The organism is Bifidobacterium margollesii (assembly GCF_002860355.1).
In the GTDB taxonomy this organism is placed as follows: domain Bacteria; phylum Actinomycetota; class Actinomycetes; order Actinomycetales; family Bifidobacteriaceae; genus Galliscardovia; species Galliscardovia margollesii.
The window spans coordinates 27,178-47,171 of sequence record NZ_NMWU01000019.1 but is presented as its reverse complement, the minus strand read 5'-3'; the positions used below and the strand labels follow the sequence as shown (position 1 = coordinate 47,171).

At 61.3% G+C, this 19,994-nt stretch carries 21 protein-coding genes; 12 read left to right on the top strand and 9 right to left on the bottom strand.

Annotated features, from left to right (window positions below):
• The first annotated feature begins 6 nt into the window (after positions 1–6).
• The 12 genes from Uis1B_RS05675 to Uis1B_RS05625 all read left to right on the top strand — a co-directional run bounded on the left by Uis1B_RS05675 (position 7) and on the right by Uis1B_RS05625 (position 10,070).
• Positions 7–909 (top strand): DUF3801 domain-containing protein, encoded by a 903-nt coding sequence (locus Uis1B_RS05675; protein WP_101616392.1) that lies wholly within the window; start codon positions 7–9, stop codon positions 907–909.
• Positions 910–948: 39 nt separating this feature from the next.
• Positions 949–1,956 (top strand): hypothetical protein, encoded by a 1,008-nt coding sequence (locus tag Uis1B_RS12350; RefSeq protein ID WP_240540845.1) that lies wholly within the window; start codon positions 949–951, stop codon positions 1,954–1,956.
• Complete coding sequence (locus tag Uis1B_RS05665; RefSeq protein WP_165782747.1) at positions 1,953–3,401, top strand: antirestriction protein ArdA; 1,449 nt, start codon at positions 1,953–1,955, stop codon at positions 3,399–3,401. Before Uis1B_RS12350 ends, Uis1B_RS05665 begins: the two co-directional genes overlap by 4 nt.
• Positions 3,402–3,419: 18 nt before the next feature.
• On the top strand, positions 3,420–4,133 hold the full coding sequence (locus tag Uis1B_RS05660; RefSeq protein WP_101616388.1) for a hypothetical protein: 714 nt from the start codon (positions 3,420–3,422) through the stop codon (positions 4,131–4,133).
• Positions 4,130–4,438 carry a hypothetical protein gene (locus Uis1B_RS05655; protein WP_101616386.1) on the top strand — a complete coding sequence of 103 codons (309 nt, stop codon included), beginning with the start codon at positions 4,130–4,132 and terminating at the stop codon, positions 4,436–4,438. Before Uis1B_RS05660 ends, Uis1B_RS05655 begins: the two co-directional genes overlap by 4 nt.
• A complete protein-coding gene (locus Uis1B_RS05650) occupies positions 4,435–4,869 on the top strand; it encodes a hypothetical protein (protein WP_101616384.1) in 435 nt (144 codons plus the stop codon). The genes Uis1B_RS05655 and Uis1B_RS05650 overlap by 4 nt, the downstream gene beginning before the upstream one ends.
• Positions 4,866–6,533 carry a VirD4-like conjugal transfer protein, CD1115 family gene (locus Uis1B_RS05645; RefSeq protein WP_101616382.1) on the top strand — a complete coding sequence of 556 codons (1,668 nt, stop codon included), beginning with the start codon at positions 4,866–4,868 and terminating at the stop codon, positions 6,531–6,533. Before Uis1B_RS05650 ends, Uis1B_RS05645 begins: the two co-directional genes overlap by 4 nt.
• A gap of 79 nt (positions 6,534–6,612) precedes the next feature.
• Positions 6,613–7,083, top strand: coding sequence for a hypothetical protein (locus tag Uis1B_RS12015; RefSeq protein WP_165782746.1), 471 nt, complete (start codon positions 6,613–6,615; stop codon positions 7,081–7,083).
• Positions 7,084–7,320: 237 nt separating this feature from the next.
• Entirely contained in the window at positions 7,321–8,007 is a 687-nt protein-coding gene (locus tag Uis1B_RS05640; RefSeq protein ID WP_133124850.1) for a hypothetical protein, read from the top strand.
• The gene (locus Uis1B_RS05635) at positions 7,997–8,695 is read left to right on the top strand and encodes a hypothetical protein (protein ID WP_101616377.1); all 699 of its coding nucleotides are present in this window, start codon (positions 7,997–7,999) and stop codon (positions 8,693–8,695) included. The genes Uis1B_RS05640 and Uis1B_RS05635 overlap by 11 nt, the downstream gene beginning before the upstream one ends.
• 1 nt (position 8,696) lies before the next feature.
• Positions 8,697–9,380, top strand: a complete 684-nt coding sequence (locus Uis1B_RS05630) for a hypothetical protein (RefSeq protein ID WP_101616375.1) — start codon at positions 8,697–8,699, stop codon at positions 9,378–9,380.
• A gap of 63 nt (positions 9,381–9,443) precedes the next feature.
• Positions 9,444–10,070, top strand: a complete 627-nt coding sequence (locus Uis1B_RS05625; RefSeq protein WP_101616373.1) for an ABC transporter ATP-binding protein — start codon at positions 9,444–9,446, stop codon at positions 10,068–10,070.
• A gap of 6 nt (positions 10,071–10,076) precedes the next feature.
• Here the strand turns inward: Uis1B_RS05625 and Uis1B_RS05620 are convergent, their stop codons facing one another.
• From Uis1B_RS05620 to Uis1B_RS12345, 9 genes are all read right to left on the bottom strand, one after another.
• Positions 10,077–11,318, bottom strand: a complete 1,242-nt coding sequence (locus Uis1B_RS05620) for a hypothetical protein (protein ID WP_240540844.1) — start codon at positions 11,316–11,318, stop codon at positions 10,077–10,079.
• Positions 11,319–11,334: 16 nt separating this feature from the next.
• A complete protein-coding gene (locus tag Uis1B_RS05615) occupies positions 11,335–12,324 on the bottom strand; it encodes a CHAP domain-containing protein (protein WP_243390270.1) in 990 nt (329 codons plus the stop codon).
• A 599-nt stretch (positions 12,325–12,923) separates the two neighbouring features.
• Positions 12,924–15,320 (bottom strand): VirB4-like conjugal transfer ATPase, CD1110 family, encoded by a 2,397-nt coding sequence (locus tag Uis1B_RS05610; protein WP_101616369.1) that lies wholly within the window; start codon positions 15,318–15,320, stop codon positions 12,924–12,926.
• Complete coding sequence (locus Uis1B_RS05605; protein WP_101616367.1) at positions 15,313–15,693, bottom strand: PrgI family protein; 381 nt, start codon at positions 15,691–15,693, stop codon at positions 15,313–15,315. The genes Uis1B_RS05610 and Uis1B_RS05605 overlap by 8 nt, the downstream gene beginning before the upstream one ends.
• 43 nt (positions 15,694–15,736) lie before the next feature.
• A complete protein-coding gene (locus Uis1B_RS05600; protein ID WP_101616364.1) occupies positions 15,737–16,582 on the bottom strand; it encodes a VirB6/TrbL-like conjugal transfer protein, CD1112 family in 846 nt (281 codons plus the stop codon).
• A gap of 18 nt (positions 16,583–16,600) precedes the next feature.
• Entirely contained in the window at positions 16,601–16,807 is a 207-nt protein-coding gene (locus Uis1B_RS05595; protein WP_025263185.1) for a hypothetical protein, read from the bottom strand.
• 391 nt (positions 16,808–17,198) lie between these two features.
• Positions 17,199–18,281, bottom strand: a complete 1,083-nt coding sequence (locus Uis1B_RS05590) for a hypothetical protein (protein WP_240540842.1) — start codon at positions 18,279–18,281, stop codon at positions 17,199–17,201.
• An 11-nt stretch (positions 18,282–18,292) separates the two neighbouring features.
• A complete protein-coding gene (locus Uis1B_RS05585) occupies positions 18,293–18,895 on the bottom strand; it encodes an ATP-binding cassette domain-containing protein (protein ID WP_101616361.1) in 603 nt (200 codons plus the stop codon).
• The gene (locus Uis1B_RS12345) at positions 18,885–19,985 is read right to left on the bottom strand and encodes a peptidoglycan-binding domain-containing protein (RefSeq protein WP_240540841.1); all 1,101 of its coding nucleotides are present in this window, start codon (positions 19,983–19,985) and stop codon (positions 18,885–18,887) included. The genes Uis1B_RS05585 and Uis1B_RS12345 overlap by 11 nt, the downstream gene beginning before the upstream one ends.
• Between the last annotated feature and the right edge of the window lie 9 nt (positions 19,986–19,994).

Here is a 19,994-nt window from a genome sequence, read left to right as displayed (position 1 = left end):
AATCCCATGGCGGCCGAGGACCAGGCACAGGAACTCATGATGCGCGTCAGCGAGCAAGGCACACGCGTCATCATCGACGTGACCAAATACGGGCTCGACAAGGCGCTGCACCTGCTTGGCATCGGCGTGCACGCCACCGGCGAGACACTGCGGCGCATCAGGACCACCGGCAAGGTGGACGGCAAAACCCTGCATCGCACCGGCGAGCCGATCAACGTGCAGGAAGTCACCGGACGATACGCCCGGCAGCTCGAACACGACCTGAAAAAGGCCGGCATCACCTTCCACATCGAGCACGACCGCGACACCGGCCGCACCTTCCTCCACTTCCAAGGCAGGGACGCCGATGAGGTCAACCACGTCGTCTCGCGCATCGTCGAACGCCTCAATCGGGAACTCGCCCAACAGGAGACCGCCACGATTCCCGAATCCGGTGGCGACGACCACGCACAGCCGTCCATGGAGACGACGCCGATGCCGGAACGGGAGGAGCCGAACCCGTTCCTCGAACCATCCGACGACGCGCTGCGCCTCGCTTTCGACGCCGAATCGCCATCGAACGGCCGGTTCGACTTCCGCACGGTGCCCTGGGATCGTGACGCCGCGATTATCACCGACCAGCTCGACCGGCTCCACATACCACACCACACGCAACGGGTCGCCGACGACACGGTGCGCTTCACCTACCCGGCTGGCCAGGCCAGACGCATCGCCGACGCGATCGAATCCCTGACCGCACGCTCGCGGGGCCTGGACTGGAGCCGCATGGACATCCCCGCCCCGGACGGCGGCGTGCGCCGCCCCAAAACCAAGCAGCAGACCCTGAACGACATCCGCAAGCGGGCCGGCAAACGCGTCGAAGGCCAACGCCGCACCGCGCCCTCGAAGCAACGCGCCCGCACCCGGTGAGCGGATGCGCGACGACCATGACCGGAAAGGAGCATCGCCATGCCCGAGCTTTCAGCCAACGCGCGTTGGCTCATGGACAACCTCATCGACAACGACCGGCAGGCCCTGGCGGACATCGCACGACGTGGCGAGCAATACGCGGCCGCTGGTATGCCGCAGGACAATCGGCTGGGCCAGGTCGCCCGCATGGTCGTCGATGACGCGATCCGACGCCACAACCAGGCATGGCCCGACGCCGCGATCGGCTTCCCCGCGCCGGACCTCGACCAGGCCTCCGACGAGATCGCCCAACGCATCCGCACGCAGGCCGCACGATCATGGAACACGCCCGACGCCATGCAGACGCCGACGCGATGGCAGTCCGAACATCCCGGGAACGCGCAGACCCCGGCCCCGGAGCCGAAGCAGGACGGGACGGCCGTCGGCTGGCCCGGCGGCGAGCAGACGGCGCAACCCGCGGCCGGCGGAAGAACAAGGGAGATCTGGCCGCGCGTGAACTTCCCCAACAGCTACGTGCACCTGTACCGGATGACTTCCAAGGACGGGCGCACGTTCGACAAGATGCGCGTGGCGATACCGCAAGGCACCAGCATCCGCGGCGTGGACCTGACCGGATGGCAGCTCGACCGCTTCCTGACCGACCATGCGAGGGACGCCAAACTGAACGGGCGCGACGTGACCGTCAGCTTCAAACCCGGCGAACCGGTGGAACTGTGGCGGGGCAAAGGCGAGCAACGCGAGACCATGCGCATCGACGACGCATGGCAGCTGTGCCGCGCCGTCAAAGCGCAACGCATGGCCTACGCGAGGCAACGCGCCGAAAACAAACCGGTCACCACCACCGGCGCCCGATCCGGCGAGGAACCGCCAGCAGCAGCACCCGGCCCGGAGAACCCCGAACCGACGGCCGCGCAATCCCGGACGGCCGGCAAGAGCCGGACGCTCGACGCCATCAAGGACAGGGCCGAACGCCGTGCACAGGCACCATCCACCACGCCGGCAAGAACGCGGACGCAATCACAACAATCACAGACAAGGAGCCGATGATGGCGGAAGACGATCTGACGATCAACGTATGGGTAGGCAACCTCGGCCGATACAACGAGGGCACGCTCATCGGCGGATGGCTGCGCCTGCCCACGGACGAGCAGCGGATCGACCGGTTCCTCACCGAACAGGTCGGACTGACGCTCGACGCGCAGCAAGCCTATGAGATCGGACGCCAAGGAGGCGTCGTCTACGAGGAATACGGCATCTTCGACCACGAATACGCGGGACTGCTCGCCGCACTCGACTATCGGCCCGGCGAATACGAAGACATTTACGCCCTGAACACGCTCGCACAAGCCGCCCGGATCTTCACGCAAGACCAGCCCGAAGCATTGGAGGCGGTACGGCTGGCGGCCGACATGAACAGCGTGCACGACCCGATCGGACTGGCGAACCTGCTCGTCCAATCCGAGGACATCGAATACATGACCTACGACCCGCCGCAAGGCATCACGCAGGAGAACACGCCCGATCTGGACGAGATGTACGGCTGGCATTGCGTCAACCAAAACGCCGAACTCGCGAAACTTCTTGACGGCCCATACGGCATGTACTTCGACGTGGCGAAATACGGGCGCGACGCCGCCATCAACGACAACGTCACCCTCGCCGACCAGGGGTTCCTGCTCGACGCCACCATCCCCGACACCAAACGGTATTCCGACACGGAACTCAAGCAGATCATCGACGCCTACACCGACAACGAGCCCGGCCTCGACGCCACGACGCAGTCAGCCCCCGACGCAATGCGGATGATCGAAAGCTGGGGAGACACGCACGACAACGTGATGCGATCGGACGGCACGGAACGCATCACCGAACGCATCATGCGGGCCAACGACGCCGATGACGAAACCCTGCGCCAACAGGTCCAAGGCCTCATCAAACCGGTGGCCGACCAGCTGGACGGCGACATGCCCTCAGGCTCTGCCACGTTCGCCAGACTCGTCACCGAACACGCCAATCCCGACCAGATGCCGGCACGGGAACCGTTCCGGCTCGAATCACTGCTCGAACCCGGCGAACGCATCATGGAATACACGCTCGCCTGCACGGCGACGAACTGGGGAGCACCCGTCTACCAGTGCATCATGCCCGCCGATTCCACCGACATCAGCGCAGGATTGGAGGACACCCTCCAACGCATCATCGCCGACCGGACCGGGCGCGGCGACGCTGCCGCGATACTCGCCGAAACCATGGGCGCCAGACCCGCCGGCGAACTCGACCCCGCCGACGGCATCACCCCGATCGACCAGGGATACGCGTTGCCCGCACCCATCACCTCCTTCAACCCCAAACCGGCGAAAGAGGAAGAGCCGAACACGTCGAAAGGCAAGGACACGGTGCTCGACGGCATACGTCAACGGGCCAGCCAGCGCGCCGACGACCCCACAGCCCATCCATCCACACCGGAGCGGACGAAGACCCGCAACCGATAAGCCGCCGAGGAGACCAGCATGACCACCATGGACACCGCCTACCGGCAACTGCAGGACGAACTCAAACGCCTCGGCTACGAGCTGCGCATGGAAGGCTTCGGCATCCTCCAGCCCCAAGGCTCCTACGGGGACATCGAACCACCGTACCGGCTCGTCACCCTGCGCGAGATCCCCATCGAACCGTTGCCCGAATGGTCGGCCGACGTGCACCCGCATGACATCACCTACCGGTTCGACGCCACGCGATACCAGCACGACCGCGAACAACGGGACACCGTTGACGTGCGCGACTACGAAACGTGGACGCGCACCGTATGCGACGAACAGCACGTGCAGGGCCGCGTGCTCATCGACATGGACAAAACGGCGGAGGAACGCATCGCCGACCTCGCCACCGCAATCCACTACATCCAATCCGCGAACCCCGCATGTCGCTCCTACCCGGTGGACCGCAAGACCCGACGCAACGAACTGCCCGACCGCACCCGCATCAGCCAACCGATCTACGACTACCGGGACCCATGGAGCATTCGGGTCATGGCCGCACGGGAGCAGGCTCTCGACACGCTCTCCTCCAAGCACGTCCGGGTGGCCAAGGCCCGCGCAGAATCCGACGCGCTCACCGGCGGCGGCCGCGACGCCCGCGCCATCGGGCACGACGCCATCAACGCCGTCCAAGGCAAAGCCCCGAACATCGGCAAACCCGCCAGAAAACGCAGGCCAAGCCGATGAGCGACGCCCGATACCCGCAGGCCTATGCGCGCGGCATCCTCACCGATGACGCCAGATTCCACACCGACGGCAACAGCAGGACGACGGCAACCCTGACCGTAAACGCCGGCACCATGGACGCGCCGCTCATCATCCGCGTGCATGCAGCCGGAGACCATGCGGCATACCTACGCGAACAGGGCGCGCTGCAGGGACGACGGCTCATCGTCCACGGCATCATCCATGAAGAGGAAAACGCCGACGAAGCATACATCCTGGCCGATGAAATGGCCCTGCACACCAGCGTCAAGGACACGCTCCCGTGAACACGGCGCGAACGATCACCATCATTGACGCAGGCGAGGAAACCAACGGCGCTCCAATCACACGCGGGAACCCGGCCATCTACGATACGGGAACACCCGTGGGACGCATCCTTGCCGCGATGTGCGACGGAGGCGACACCATCGAGAACCGCCAAGGCCTCACGCGCATCACCATCGCCGCCGACTCGGGAAACAGGCAGCCGACGTCCGGGCACGATGAACTTTTGCCGGCGGACACCGCCGTCATGCATCCGACGGCCGACGATCCGCCATGGACCAAGGAACAGACGCTCACGAACATCCGCGTCCGCGCCGAACACCGCATCAACGGCCGGATCCCGCAACCGACCGATGCCCCCGCAGGCGATGACATGCGAAGAACCATGACGCAGCACCGCGGAGGCTTGGAAAGAGACAGGGGAAACCAATGAAACGTCTGCAAGCCATACTGCCCGCGGCCATGGGACTGTTCACGCTGTTCTGGCTGGGTGACAAGATCGGCTACCAGATACGCACCGACCTGGATGAAGGCACGAGCGTGATCGACCTGATGAACAGGTTCTGGCTCGACCTGTACCACCCATTCCACCTGTCCACGAACCATACCGACCTGATGTGCGGACTCGCCGCAATGGGTGTCGGCCTGCTGATCTGGGCATACAAGTACACGGCACGCCTGAACCTGCGCAGCGGCGAGGAACACGGCTCCGCTCACTGGGGCACCACGAAGGACATCAAACCGTTCATCGACCCCGTGGAATCCCACAACATCCGATTCACCGCGACCGAACGGCTCTCCATAGACACGCGACGCACCCTACGCAACCTCAACGCGCTCCTGCTCGGCTCATCAGGCTCCGGCAAAACCCGCTACTACGTCAAACCCAACCTATTGTCCGTGGACATGAACTGGGCCGTCACCGACCCCAAAGGCGAACTCAAACGCGACACAGAACACGCCATGCGCGACCGCGGCTACCAGGTCAACACGCTCGACCTCATCCACCTCGACCGATCCGACCGGTTCAACCCCATGCGCTACATCGACTCCAAGGAACCCCAATCCGCGATCCTGCGCCTGACCGACAACCTCGTCACCAACGCCACCGGAGACCGCAAAACCGGAGACAGCTTCTGGCAGGACGCCGAAAAAGCACTCCTATGCGCCCTCATCGCATGGACCTACTACACCGAAAACAACCCCACCCTCAACCAAGTCACCGACACCCTCGACCGCATGGGAGCCAGCGAACAAGACGAAGACAAGGAATACATCATCGACGCGCTCTTCGCCGAAACCCAAACCGAAATCCACCGCATGCGCGAACACCCCGACGACTACGACGCGGAAACCCGGAGAATGCTCGACGGGCTCGCGTTCGCATGCGCCCAATACAACACGTTCCTCAAAGGCGCCGGCGAAACCAAGAAAAGCATCATCATCACCACCGGCGTCCACCTCGCACCCCTCCAAGTACGCGAAGTGCGCCGGATTCTCGACGGCGACGACATCCGGCTCGAAACCCTTGACCAAGGCAAACGCATCATCTACCTCGAACTGCCCGACACCAATGCCACGTTCTCCTTCATCGCCAGCGTCTTCTACCAATGCCTCTTCGAAACGCTTGTACGCAAAGCCGACGCCAAACCCGACGGCGTGCTCGACCGCGACGTGCACTGCATGCTCGACGAATTCGCCAACATCGGCAAGATCCCCAACTTCGTAAGGCTCATCGCCACCATACGAAGCCGACGGATCAGCTGCAGCATCATCCTCCAGACCGTCAGCCAAGGCAAAAGCCTCTATCGGGATGACTGGGAGACCATCGCCGGCAACTGCGACAGCCAGCTCTTCCTCGGCGGCAACGAACCCAGCACCACCAAGTACATCAGCGACCGGCTCGGAGACCAGACCATCGACGTCATCGAAACCAGCGAAACCAAAGGCCTCAACGGCAGCTGGACGCGCAGCACCCGCAAGAACGCCCGAAAACTCCTCACCCCGGACGAACTCGGGCGCATACCTACCGATCAGTGCATCTACTTGCTCAGAGGCATACCGCCATTCTTTAGTAATAAGTCTTGTCATCTATAGATGACAAGACAGTTCTTTTTACAAGCGGCATCCAAGATGAAGTGTGATTATAAAGATGAGGTTCATTACAAAGAAGTCAATGAATTCTCAACGTCTGGTGAAACCTCATCAGACGGATAACCGCAAAAGAGAAAGAACCACCATGAATGCTCTCAAACGTGTGCTTCTTGGCGCTTTCATACCATTGTTGGGTATGGCCTGTCTCGCAACGCCTGCGTTTGCCGGCAATGCTCTCAGCACTAGCTGGAGTGGGTATGCCAAGAACTGGTCTACTTTTGACACGCCCAACCGGCAGAAGCAGAATGCCTCTGATTCCTTCGTACGAGCGGATAATGTATCTGGAAACCATACTCTGAGAGTATGGGCTCTTGGATATGGCAACGACGATGTGGGATCCGGAGTCAGGTTCCTGACCAGCAATACGTATGCAAACGTGCCGAACAATGCTTTCAAGAACGGTCCCAAGCAGATTCACCTACGTATGCAGAATGTAGAGAATTATTCTTCTGCAACTTCCGCATATGGTGTTTGGAGCCCAGACTCCAACTGATGCGATGTGGTGACGCCAAATGCTCGACGTCACCACATCGTCATTGTATGGCGCGGGTAGCAGGAGCAAACTATGAGTGGATCTTTGTTTTTTCGACAATTGATGCGAAACTTGTGCAGCATACGGTTGCTGATCGTTGTCGTATCCTCAGCAATATTGATAATGGTGCAGTATTGGACCACGTATCATGCGGGGTATCGGATTGAGAGGAGTGCTCCGACTTTCCTCAGAGATGTAATGCTGTTCAACCAGTATGGTTCGGCATCCACGCTATATCTGTATCTACTGCCATTCCTCGCAGCTCTGATGGGTGGAAGTGTGTGGGCGGCGGAGGAACGTAGCGGCCGATTGATAAACATGCTGTCACGTGAGGGGCGTTCCGTGCTGCTGCGCACGAGCATGCTTTCCGGCTTTGTGCTGGGTGGCTTGGGCGGTGTGTTGCCGTTGATCATCAACCTGTTGGTTTCCGCCATCCAAACACCGTATATGTCGTTTATCGATGGCACATCAGTGAATGCGGAAGGCATGGTGCTGGGGCGGTACGTGCTGATTGATTCCTCGTCGTGGGCGTACCCATTGTATGCAACGAGCCAGCCATTGCTGATTGCGGTGATTCTGCTGATGGTGTTCGTCCTATCCGGTGCGTTCTCCCTACTGGCATTGGGGGCATCCCTATTCATCCGTCGCAAGCATGTGGAGCTGTTGGTGCCGTTCGTGGTGAGTTTGGTGTGGTGGATGCTGCCATCGCTGACCGGTGGTCTGGTTCCTGATGAGTGGAGCCAGATTATATTTCTGAACTTCTCGCATTGGGATCCACCGGGCACCGCATGGATGAATTTCACCGGGATGCTGTTGATGACGGCCGGGATGTCGGCTTGCTCTCTGGTGTTGGCGCGTGTGAAGGAGTCGCGCGATGTGCTCTGACCTGTTCCATCCGTTCCGGACTGCGCCATGGACGATGCGTATCGCGGTAGGGCTGGTATCCCTATTCGGCATCCTATACGCCGTCAGTCTGCTGTACGGGGGGTCGGCCCCGTCTCTGCGCGACGACTATATCGGGTTCATGCGTGTAGGTGCTGCATCGTGCTCTCTGCCGCCATGTCTGGTCGCGGTGGGTGCGGGTAGCGCTAGGTACGGCGCGTTCGAGCGGGTGCGCCGTGATCCGCGGGACGAGTTGCGGCGCAACCTCGTATGGCTGATCCTTATGGGGCTGTTGACTGGCGCGTGCTCGGGCATGGTGTTCGCTTTGGCTGAGTTCGTCCTGCTCAGTAGACCGTTTGAGGCGAAATCATTGTCGTTGACGGTGATGTTGACTGCGCAGACGGTGATGATGTGCGTGAGCGTGTCATTGCTGGTGTTGTTGCTGGCGAACTGCGGGCTGCCGTGGTCGCGGACGTTGCCGGTGCTGATTGCCGTCCTGCTGTTGGCAAACTGGATGTTGATGCCGTTGACGGGCGAGGCAGCCCGGTACGTGTACTACTTCTGGTATCCAATCAGTCCCTATTGGCCGGATGTGTTCATCGGGCAAGTGATGCCGTTCGCTGGCTGGTGTTTGATATTCGTCTTCGCGAACGTCGTCGTTTTCGGACGGATGGACCGGCTGGAGGCGTGACATGAACGGGAGCAGATGGAAGTGGCAAGCGGTCAGGCTTCTCCAGTCGCTGCATAGGCGCAATGGGCTGCGCGTGATGCTGTTCGTCGTCTATGTGGTGGTTGTGTACCGGTTCCTGATCAGCGGCATAGATCCGAGCGTGTTCATCGGGATGTTCCGCTCGTCGGATTCGCCGTTCACCCCGGGGCTGGCGTACAACATGTACGCGCTGGCGTACGTTCTGTTCGGTGTGGCGATTCCGTTGGAGCAGTTCTCGGAATGGCTCTCCGTACCCGAGTGCATGGTGTACGTCCGGCGCGGTCGGGGACCGGGGCGATTCCTCGCCTACCTGCTCATGATTACCGCGTATTGTGTCATCTACACATTGATTCAGGCCATGATCCAGCAGATTATGTTCCCGGATGAAAATCCGGTCGCATTCGTCGGCTCAGCCGTGTGCGCGACGTGCGTGTTGCTAATTGCGATGCTGATTGCGAACTTCGGCTATTTAATGGGATCGCGTATCGCTGGCTACTTCGTCATGGCCGCACTGCTAGGGCTGCTCATGTCCTTCTCCGGTTTGCAACGGTGGCTGCTCGCCAGTGGATTGGCCCATGCGCCCAACTGGATACCCGTGGCCGCGCTGACGATCCCCATATGCGCCGCGGTGAACCTGATCGCGTTCGACCGAATGCAGATTCTCTGAGTGAGCAAAGCAGCATCATCAATCGGAATTTTAATCTAACTATTATCAGCGAAAGGGTGCATCATGTACGTGCAGGTCAGGAATCTCACCAAGACACTCAAAGGTCATACCGTTCTGAAGGACGTGAACGCCAACTTCGAACGGGGGAGGATATACGGCGTGGTCGGTGCCAACGGCTCCGGCAAAACCATGCTGCTGCGGGCCGTATGCGGATTCATCCGCCCCGACCGTGGGACCGTGACCATCGACGGCAAGTTGGTTGAGTTCAACCGCAGACTCCCCGACACGGTCGGCGTAATTATCGAGAATCCCGGATTCATGCCCTCCGAAACCGCCGACGCCAACCTACGCTATCTCGCCGGCATCAACCACGCCTACGACGAGCAGGAAACCACGCGGCTGCTGACGCTGTTCGGACTGAACGGCCACAGGAGCGAGAAGGTCAAGTCGTTCTCCCTGGGCATGCGCCAGAAGCTCGCCATAGTCCAGGCCCTCATGGAACACCAGAATCTCGTCCTCCTCGACGAGCCCACCAATGGTCTCGACGAACGTTCCGTGGGCATCTTCCTTGATGAGATGAAACGTCAGCGTGACACGGGACGAACTATCGTCATCGCCTCCCACCACAGTGACGAGCTCAACCAAATCGCCGATCACCTCTACACCATGACCGACGGCAAACTCGGATGAGCAGTACTATCCCAGCTGGTCGGGGAATGAGGGGGTTGCTGATTGCCCAGGCACATCCCAAGTGGGATTGCCGTGCGTGACTGACGGGGATAAACCTTCCGATGATGGTGCGGGCTGTCGGTTCGATGACTGGGAATCCGATCCCGGTTGTGTGGATTCATCCGAATGGCCCGCATCAGAAATATACTCGTTCCCTACAGTCATCATGGAATCCCGAACGATTTGCATGGCCTCGTTGAGGTCTTGGATGGTTCTGTTATAGACACCGAGATCCTGATGGTCGCGCATCATGAGTCGTGCACGGGCGATCTGCTCATTGAGCCGTGCACGGGTGTTGTCGTCTCTGACCTTGTTCTCGGATTCTTTGTAGAGCCTATCGGCGTCTTCAATGGTTTGACTCAGTACGTTCTGTGCGTTGTCGATCCGTTGTTGTTCCTGTAATGCTTTGACCGTGTCAACCGTGTCATGCAGGTTCCTGATCTGGGTTCTGAGCTGGTTGTTCGCTCTCCCTATTTCTGTACGGGTGCGATCGAGACGGTCGGCCGTCAGACTCGGATCGCAATTTTCTGTTGAGACCGATGGTTGATACTGCATGATTTTGCCAAGCAGTTCCAAAGACTTGGGATCCCGCACGTCTTTATCCTGGAGCTTCGCATATGGTTCCGCCTGTTTCAATGCCTTGTTCCATTCAATCCGCACTATGTCAGATTGCTTGATTGCTTGATTGCATGACGTGACTGCATCCCGATGGTCGTAATTCTTTTTCGCCATGACAAGGCCTGCGGCTGATCCTGCTGCGATGATCAGAACGAGCATGATGCCGGCGATGCGGGTAACAGGGATATGCCGATGGACGGCCACCTCATCCGTGCTGTCAGCCGATGAATCTTCTGCCAAGGACACATCATCCTTGGCATGTTCTCCGATCCCCATTGGTGTGTCTATCGTCGTTTCCGTCTGCTTGTCTGGCTCGGAGGTGGGAGTGTTATTGTTCCGTGTATCACGAGGAAGCTCATCGTCGATGATGGGTGTGATGGGCAGCAGCCGATGTTTGGGTTTTCTGTCTGGCAGCGGTTCCGGTGGGGCCCCAGCGGTTTCGGGATGTGCGATGGCATGCGCAGCCCACTGGTCGAGTTCTGGCCATGTATTGGGATGCTCGTGGATTTGTGTGAGGAGATCCCAGTTGTTGGAATCGCTCATCAAATCGGCAAGCTCGTATGGGTCAAGTTTGGGATTGATACGGGGCATGGGATTCTTCTTTGGTTTAGTGGATGTAAGTGATGCTGGGATTGTTGGCCTGTTCCTTGGTGAGGGTCCTGAGCCATGCGTATGGGAGGCCGCCGCCGGATTCGCTGACGACAATGCTGCCGTCGTCCTTGATTTCCTCGACGATGGCGACGTGTCCGTAATCGGCGCTTGCGCCGAGATAGCCTTTGGCGAAGCTCGCCACGTCGCCGAGCTGTATGCCTCCGCCCGTCGAGTATCCGAATTTTCTGGCGCTTGACGCCCACATCCAGCCGTCGCCCATGTAACCGTCCACTGGCTTGCCGATCTGCAATCGGCGGGCGGCCGCCCACCATGTGCATTGGCCGGTTTCATAGGTGGTGATCTTGCCTACGGGCGTGCCGGTCGCCGCCACATCCACGTTCAGCGTGCCGGACCGCATGACCAACGGTGGCGTGAGCTTGCCGATGGTTCGTCCTGCCGTGGCCGAGCAGCCGCCTCCCGCGTCGATTGCCGGCTTCACGTTGTCGAGATACCGTTTGGTGGTGTTGGGAATATCCGGGTATCTCATGAGATTGCCTTCGCCGGCGTTATGGGCGATGACCAAAGCCGTCAGGTCGTCAAGCTCGGCGAACAGCATGCCCGGATGCGCGGCTTTGAGTTGTTTGACGCCTTCCAGACGGTTTTTCAGGTATATGCCGCCGTAATGGGAGTGGACCATTGGGTCGGTGATGCCTTCGGGCGGTGTCTGATTGGCGCCTTCGGGATGCACGCCGCGCCATACGCTCCTGTTCATCTGCAACAATCCCCATGTTCCGCCGTTGCTGTCGTCGGCATACGCATACGGTCGGAAACCGGATTCCTGCTTCATGATCGCCGCGATGAAATCCGCGCTCAATCCGCTCGATCGGGCCGCCTCGCTCACCCATGGCTTCGCCTCGTCCGGAACCTCAATCACACTGGCCTCGCAACCTCCGTCATCTCCGACGGCAACGGTGGGGATGAACCACAACAGCAGACTGAAGACCATCAGTACCGCCGCCGCGCCCAATAGAAATGGAACGCTGACCGCAGCTGACGCCGATGCCGCGACACCGGCCTTCACCGCCGTCACGGATCGAGAAACCGCCTGCGTGACTTGCCGTGCAACCTGCGTCGAAGCTCTGGCAGCGGATTCGGCTCCCTGGACACCCGATCGTACGGTCTTGCCGGAACGCTTCGCACGTTTGGCGCGAACCGAAGCCGTTCTTCCTGCCGCGGCACGTGCCGTTGAACCTCTTGCGGCATGTCTTGTGCGAATAATGCCGGTCACGCCGTCGCGTATCCGGCTTACGGGGACCATTGGCGACAACAGGTTGTCGTCCTCGCTGGTCTCCGTCTGTGTCGATTGCGATTCAAGCACGGGCCGTGTCGCCTTCACACCACGTTCCAAAACGCTAGCGGTTGTTGTGCCGATCGGGTGCGATGCTTCTGATTGGTTGTTCCCGATGGTGGTTCGTGGCTGTTTCAGCCCGGCCAGTGTTGGCCCATGGGAGAGTCCATTGACATGACGGACTTTCAGGCTATGAATTGTGCCGTTCGACTGAACGAGATTGCGCGTGGCGTGGAATGAGTCGGAGGTGACGGGTCTCATTCGGGCTTCCGATCCTCGAATTTCGTAGTGTACAGCCGGTAAAGCAGACTATCGGCATCGATACGCCCGTCGAACGGTATGAACGCGGTGCCGCTCTTGGCCATGCCCTGACCGGGCTGCACCCCGGTAAAGAACGCCCGCTGTTCATCGGACAACTTCAGCAGCTCACACAAGGCGTCGGCATCCGTGGCAGTCTGGTTCAGCAGCAGCAGGAAGTCGCTGTTCGCGAGCATCAGACGCGCGTCTTGGTTGGCCAGCAGTTCCTCGATGTTCTGCGTGATTCCGGTGGGGCACAAGCCCCATTTACGGGCGCGCTTGTACAGGCGCAAGAAGTATTCGGCCGCATATCGGTTCGAGAACAGCAGATGGAACTCGTCCACCCACAGCCAGGTGCGCCGGCCGAGACGGCGATTCCTGACGACCCGGTTCCATATCTGATCCAGAACGACGAGCATGCCGAACGTGCGCAACTCCGCTCCCAGACCGGAAACGTCATAGACCAGGAACCGGCTGGACGTGTTCACATCAGTGGCATGGGCGAAGGCGTTCAGACTGCCGGTCGCATAGATCTCCAATGCTCGTGCCGCATCACGGGCACCTGGCTCATTCAAAGCCGCGAGGCGGTCATGCAGGGTGACGAGCGTGGGCATGCCCAGTTCCGGATGCTCCCGCACCTCGCGATACATGCCGATGACCGTACGGTCGATCAGACTGCGCTGCATGCGGTCGATGCCATCCTGTCCACCGATCAGCACGCCGAGCATGTTCAGCACGCTCGCGCATTTCGACCGTATCGGATCACCTTCGGAATCATCCTCATACTCGATATCCAAAGCGTTGATATGCGCGCGCGACGATTCCCCGATCTCGACTCGCTCGCCACCAAGACCGGTGCATAACGGCGTGAACTCACGTTCCGGGTCGATGACGATCAGATCATCGTCCGGACGGGTCAGATAGATCTGGGTTATCTCGTTCTTCGCCGCCTGGCTCTTGCCCGAACCGGTCGTGCCCAAAACGAATCCGTTGCCGTTCATGCCTTTTGTACGGTCGATGACCACGGGATTGCCGGTGCGGGCGTTCGCACCATGGAACACCCCGCCCGGCTCGAACAGCTCCTGGGACGTGAACGGCACCAGAATCGCCGCGCTCGACGTGGTCAATGTGCGACGCATCGGCGGCAGAGGATTACCCAATGGCAGCACGGCGTTCAACCCCTCCACCTGCATGTAGGCCAAAGTCTCGGCCACGCATGACTGTCCATCGATCGCGGCCGTCACGTCACGAACCGTCTGGTCCAGTTGCTCGCGGCTGTCCGCCGACACGTTCACGATCATGAGGGAATCCACCAGCCGGTCGCCGTTATGCTCCAGATCATCGCGCAGCTCTCCCGCTTGAGCCATGGATTCCTGAAGATCATGAGGCAGCATGTCCTCGGGCAGATGCTGTTTGCGATTCTTGCGCCGCTCGTCGATGGCCTGCATGTCCATCTCGGCGATCGTCCGGTTCACGAGCTTCAATCCCTCGGCCTTGCCCCGCGGGGACAGATGGATGCCGACCGTGATGTCCGCCTTGATGTCTGTGATGGATGACACCAGCTGATCGCTCAGATAATCCGGGAAGTCACGCACCAAAAGACACTGATGCCATACTTCCGTGGTGCCCGAGCTCAACCGGAGCCGACGGCGGTCCGACACGTCCACGGCGAATGGGGCCACGTAATCCTTCGTGGACATGCCATGCGATTTCAAGAAACCATCCTCGGTGAACGAGAACCGGACACCGTGACGCAGCATCCCGTGCAACACCGCCAGACGCGACTGACGGTTCAAACGGACGCCGACGCATCCGCCCACCGACCGCAGTTGCGCCGTGGCACGCAACGCGGCACGGTTCAGCAGCGTGACCGCACGTTCCCCATCCCGCTCGCGCAGCGTCAACGTCAGATACTTGTCCGTCACCGCGCCCTGCGAACGGCCGGCGAGACGCCGACGCACATTGCGGTTGAAGTCCCCGCGCAGTCCATCCAACGCATCGCCCCGAAGCGACATGGCGATGCTGCGCGTCACCTCCTCGGGATCCAGCATGCGCGTGGCGACCGTGATCTGGACACCCATGTTCTCGCCGACCGAATTCAGGAAACGACCCCACCGGTCCACGACGTCCAGCTGCTGATCCTGGGTCGCGACCTGATAATTGATGTCGCTGATTCGCAGAGACACGCTCCACCGGTCGCCGCCAAGGAACGCGATGCCATTGGACAGCATCGAATCATAGCCAAGCAGCTCCTTCGACGAACGAGGCATGCGACGATTCCCGGAACGCCGGTTCCCGGCCTTTCCATGTCGCTTGCCGTTGCCTTTGACCGCTTTGCTGCCGCTGATGTCAGACATGACGACGTGCCTTCCTTCCCCTGATCCGTCTACGGGTCTTCTCCCTCAATGACGGTTTGCCGGGAAACCTCGCGGGAACATAGGGCTCAAGCAGATAGACCTTCGGACCGAAACGCTGGCGCAGCATGTATCCCAGATACCGTTCCGGCTTCAGCCCCTTCGGACGCCACCAACCCCACAGCGCGAACGGCAGGCACACCACAAACAGCAGATACGACCCCAGATCGGACAGCCCCAACGACCAGAACAACGCCGCCTCACCCCCGCCCAGAACGAGCATGCACGCGGCGGCCGCCAGTTGGCGCCAGCTCAAACCCCACATCACCTTCGCCTCGACATTGGCGATCTCCTTATATACGCGCATCTGCAACATGAAAGAATCCTTTCCCTGATTGGACCCGGTTTGTGATAGGCGGCTACTCGCCGCCGGCTATGGCCCGGCTGACACGCTGACTCACCGCGATCACGAAGAACAGCAGGATGCCAGCCATCATGAGATTGCCGAAGTTGCCCGTCACCCACGCCACCATGCCCTTGTCCACGGAATCCGGGATTTTCACGGCATCGACCACGACCCGCTGATAGAACACCAGACAGATGAATACGCACACCGCATTCACCGACGTGCGCGCATACGACTTGAAGAACCCCACGCCGATCGGCTTGGTGTCCTCATGCACCAGAAACGCGAATGGCAACGACTGGAACGCCGTCAACGCATACAATTCGATGAACCGCACATACAGCACCACTGTGAACACCACCGACGCCAACTGGGACAACAGCCACGGGATCACCAGCAGAAAGAACAACGCCGCCTGCCCCATCACCCCGGCATCGCGAATCTGGTCACGCATCAGATCACCCAACTGACCGCCGTCGCCCGTCGCCTCATACGACATCTGCGAGGACACGCCCTGCATGAGGAACTGCGTGACCTGATTGAACATACGAATGAACAAACCGGCGTTCTGTACAGCGATGAACACCAGCGCGATCTTGAACATGGTGCCGGCCACGATCTTCACGCCCAGATCGCGGTCCGCTTCGATGCGCGTCGAGTTGCGCGCCAGCTCCAACGTGAACATGACCGCGAGCACCACCGACGTCAGAGGCTTGACGGCGACTCCATGCACGTTCACCGCCAACTGGTAAAGAGCGGGATTCCATGTCTCCGGCGTCTGGGACAACAGCCCGGCCGTGATCGAACCGGCACCTCCGCCGCCGATCATGTTGAGCATGGCTACGATGAAGTCCTCCACGGCAGGCCCCGAATCAGCTCAGCCTAGAGCCACCGCGTTGAAAATCTGCGCGGCCGCGATGATCATGCCTCCGCCCACGATCTGCCACAGTCCAGACTGCGTCTGCGGCCCATTATGATCCTTCAGGCCGCCGCCGAATGTGACGGCGCCCCACACCAGCCACAAGCCACCGCCGATGGTGGCGAACCTGACGAACAACTGAAGCACCTGATTCAACAAATCCACGACGGCCTCCTCTGACGACGATCAAGGAGCCCGACAGGCAACGGCCTCCGTTGACACCCATCGTCAGGGAAAATCGGCGGGATAGCGGCGGACAGACTTTCTGAATAGTTCAGAACATAGGGCTTCAATGTTGACGAAGATGCGACTGTGCATCCCATAGCGGGGATTTCTGAAGGTTATTTTGATAAGTCGATAACTAGTTTTATCGGAAAGATACCGAGAGTTTATCGTCGATGTGGCTGCTAAATGTCTTATGCGCCCTTCGTAAGAACATTGATAAATGAAAACGGCAGCCTATGAATCGAGTAGGCTGCCGTGCCGATAGTGTCCGCCGACGATGATGAGGATTTCGGAATCTACGGATCGCGTAATTCCAATGATTTTCTGCGCTTTATCGTTCTTTGAAGTAGGTGAAGAGGTGTCGTTCTTTGATGTGGAGGGCGGTGATGGTGGTGGCGAGTAGGTAGGCGGTGTTGGTGGTGATGGTGGTTTGTATGGCGTTGAGGGTGATGGTGGTTCGGTCGGTGGTGTCGATGAGGAGTCTGGCGGCGGTCATGTCGATGGGCAGGCTGATGGCGGTGGCGAGCAGGATGGTGATGCCGGTTTCGATGATGATTTGCGTGGCGAGTGCGGGTTTGGGGACGCCGCAGTGCAGTGCGGAGGCGATTTCGAGCCGGCGGCCGCGTATGAGGAGGTAGCCGATGGCGAGGGCGATGAGCGCGCCGCAGGCGGGCAGGATGCGTGTGGAGCGTTGCCGGTAGAGGGTTTGTCCGTCGAAGCCGTCGCCTTTGGTGGTGTTGAGCTGGCCGAGGGTGGGTGTGTCGTCGCCGGTGGTTTTCGCGTTCGGGGTGAGGGTGGACCATAGGGCGTTGCGGGTCTGGCTGGTTTGCGGCCAGGTCTTGGCCCAGCAGGCGTCGAACGTGCCGGTGGCGGGTGTTTCCTCCATGAGCGCGTACGCGTATCCGGGGGTGCGCCCGTCGTCGGGGTATTGGTAGACGCCCTTGACGTGCGCGGTGCGCCCGTCGGCGAGGCCGATCGTGCCGCCGGTGGAGGTGCCGAGTGTTTCGGCGACTTGTTGGGAGGCGATCAGTCCGGTCGTGTTCGTGTCCTGTTTCGTGTCGAGGAGTCTGGCCAGTCCCGGGGTGATCTGGTAGAGGGGCGTGGTGGTGTCGGGCAGGGCCGCGAGGGTGAGCGGGTCCGTCGTGCGGATCGCGCCGGCGGCCTGGACGCCTGTGAGGCTGGTGAGACGTTCGCAGGATGCCGCGTCGATGCCGTCGGGCGCGTTGAGCACGAGGATGTCGGCCCCGGATTGCCGGTATGCGCTTGCCTGATTAAGGATGGCCGAGCCGGCGGCGATGTCCATGACGCCCATGCCGGCTGCGGTCAGGGCCAGGGCGAGAACGGCCGGGGCGAGGCGGGCGGCGCCGCTGGTGATGGAGCGCCATGCCTCGGAGATGACGGAGGTTGCTTTCATCGTGGTGTGGTTCATTGGTAGTTCTTCAGATCGATGATGTCGGTGCACGCGTCGCGCGTGTTCGGGTCGTGGGTGGAGACCACGACGATCGTGTCGTTGCGGGCGATACGGGAGAGGGATTCGCTGACCGTGGCCGCGGTGTGCATGTCGAGCTGGGCGGTGGGCTCGTCCACGAGCATGAGCGAGGGCTGGGCCGCGAACGCGCGGGCGAGCATGAGGCGCTGGGCCTCGCCGCCGGACAGTTCCGCGAACCTGCGGTCGGCAACCCGGGTCAGGTTGAACCGGTCCATGAGCGTGCGCGCCCGTTCCTCGGCCTCGCGGCGCGGGAGCCCCTTGGCGAGCAGGGGCAGGCTGACGTGGTCGATCGCGGTGCGTTGGGCCACACCGTGCGGGTTCTGGAAGATCCAGCGCATCGAGTCGATGCCCTGTCGGGTCACCTGGCCTTCGGCGGGCGTGGTCCAGCCGGCGATGATGCCGAGCAGCGTGGACTTGCCCGCGCCGCTCGGCCCGGTCAACGCGTACACGTGCCCGGGCGTGAGGCTCGCGGTCAGATCGTGGAACAGGAGCGGGCCGTCGGCGTACCGGTGGCCGACGTGGTCGAGGTCAACGCGCATCGCACGCCGCCTGTCCCGGATCGGCCTTGATGCGCGCGGGCGCCTTGCCGTCGATCGTGACCAGCGTGCGGCCCAACGAGCTGCCGGCCACGTGCGCCTTGACGCTCGTGCCGTCGGCCGCCACCACGCATCCGTCGCTGCCCTTGAGCCCGGTGAGGGCGGACGCGGGCACCGAGTACACGCCGATCGGCTTTTTGAGCTTGTAGGTCACGGTCACGCCCGTAGTGTCCTCGCCGTCCTTGCGCGCGCCCGTGTACGTGGACCATCCCGCCATCGCCTGCAACGCGGCCGTATCCGACACGATGCCGTCGTCGCCGATGGGATAGTCCCTGCCGTTGATCTCGACCACGCGATCGCCCTGGATGCGGCCGTCCGGCAGGGACGCGGCCTTGACCGACGCGACCCCGGCCAGGCCGCGGAACGCGGGCGAATCCGTCGAATCGCCGGTCACGGTCGAACCCAGCGACGCCGCGCACGACACGCTCATCGCCTGCGCGGGCAGCCACACCGCCAACGCGCGGGAGAACGCGCCCTGCTGGACTTTGGCCGCCGCGGCCGTGCCGGCGTTCGCCGCGTACAGGCGCCGCCACGCGTCCCACGTGGCCCAGTCGAACACGCCCGACCGGGAGCCGCCGTAGCCGAGCGCGGCCAGCTCGTCCTGCAACGCCGTCACGTCGTCGCCCTTGTCCCCGTACGCCAGATCACGATACAGGGGCGTGTCCGTGTGCAGGCTCACCAGAGGCGTGCCGTCCACGTCGTACTCGTGCGAGCCCGAACGCACCACCCCGTCCGCGGGACACGACGCGAACGTGACCCTGCCCGACACCGGGAACGCGACCCCGCTGGCCGGCGACGCCGTCACGTCCACGTTCAGGGAACGCGCGTCGTCGAACTCCTCCGACCCCAACCTGAGACTCCCCGCATCCGGGGAGGCCGACAGGGACGGCGGCGTCACCGTCCGCTCCAACCCCACGGCCAGGCCCATGCCCGCCGCCAGACACGCGGCCATGCACGCCGCCACGAACCCCGCGCCGTTCACCCGCCGACGCGTGCGGGCGCTGTTCTTTCCCGATCGAAACACGAGCAACATCCCTCCTCT

Bases quoted from the DNA above. Each gene is read 5' to 3' on its own strand.
- Uis1B_RS05635 (WP_101616377.1), top strand. From the start codon at position 7,997: ATGTGCTCTGACCTGTTCCATCCGTTCCGGACTGCGCCATGGACGATG.
- Uis1B_RS12345 (WP_240540841.1), bottom strand. From the start codon at position 19,985: ATGTTGCTCGTGTTTCGATCGGGAAAGAACAGCGCCCGCACGCGTCGG.
- Uis1B_RS05640 (WP_133124850.1), top strand. From the start codon at position 7,321: ATGCTGTTCAACCAGTATGGTTCGGCATCCACGCTATATCTGTATCTA.
- Uis1B_RS05590 (WP_240540842.1), bottom strand. From the start codon at position 18,281: ATGAAAGCAACCTCCGTCATCTCCGAGGCATGGCGCTCCATCACCAGC.
- Uis1B_RS05610 (WP_101616369.1), bottom strand. From the start codon at position 15,320: ATGTCTGACATCAGCGGCAGCAAAGCGGTCAAAGGCAACGGCAAGCGA.
- Uis1B_RS05645 (WP_101616382.1), top strand. From the start codon at position 4,866: ATGAAACGTCTGCAAGCCATACTGCCCGCGGCCATGGGACTGTTCACG.
- Uis1B_RS05630 (WP_101616375.1), top strand. From the start codon at position 8,697: ATGAACGGGAGCAGATGGAAGTGGCAAGCGGTCAGGCTTCTCCAGTCG.
- Uis1B_RS05605 (WP_101616367.1), bottom strand. From the start codon at position 15,693: ATGTTGCAGATGCGCGTATATAAGGAGATCGCCAATGTCGAGGCGAAG.
- Uis1B_RS05655 (WP_101616386.1), top strand. From the start codon at position 4,130: ATGAGCGACGCCCGATACCCGCAGGCCTATGCGCGCGGCATCCTCACC.
- Uis1B_RS05615 (WP_243390270.1), bottom strand. From the start codon at position 12,324: ATGGTCTTCAGTCTGCTGTTGTGGTTCATCCCCACCGTTGCCGTCGGA.
- Uis1B_RS05660 (WP_101616388.1), top strand. From the start codon at position 3,420: ATGACCACCATGGACACCGCCTACCGGCAACTGCAGGACGAACTCAAA.
- Uis1B_RS12350 (WP_240540845.1), top strand. From the start codon at position 949: ATGCCCGAGCTTTCAGCCAACGCGCGTTGGCTCATGGACAACCTCATC.
- Uis1B_RS05625 (WP_101616373.1), top strand. From the start codon at position 9,444: ATGTACGTGCAGGTCAGGAATCTCACCAAGACACTCAAAGGTCATACC.
- Uis1B_RS05675 (WP_101616392.1), top strand. From the start codon at position 7: ATGGCGGCCGAGGACCAGGCACAGGAACTCATGATGCGCGTCAGCGAG.
- Uis1B_RS05620 (WP_240540844.1), bottom strand. From the start codon at position 11,318: ATGCCCCGTATCAATCCCAAACTTGACCCATACGAGCTTGCCGATTTG.
- Uis1B_RS12015 (WP_165782746.1), top strand. From the start codon at position 6,613: ATGAATTCTCAACGTCTGGTGAAACCTCATCAGACGGATAACCGCAAA.
- Uis1B_RS05665 (WP_165782747.1), top strand. From the start codon at position 1,953: ATGATGGCGGAAGACGATCTGACGATCAACGTATGGGTAGGCAACCTC.
- Uis1B_RS05585 (WP_101616361.1), bottom strand. From the start codon at position 18,895: ATGCGCGTTGACCTCGACCACGTCGGCCACCGGTACGCCGACGGCCCG.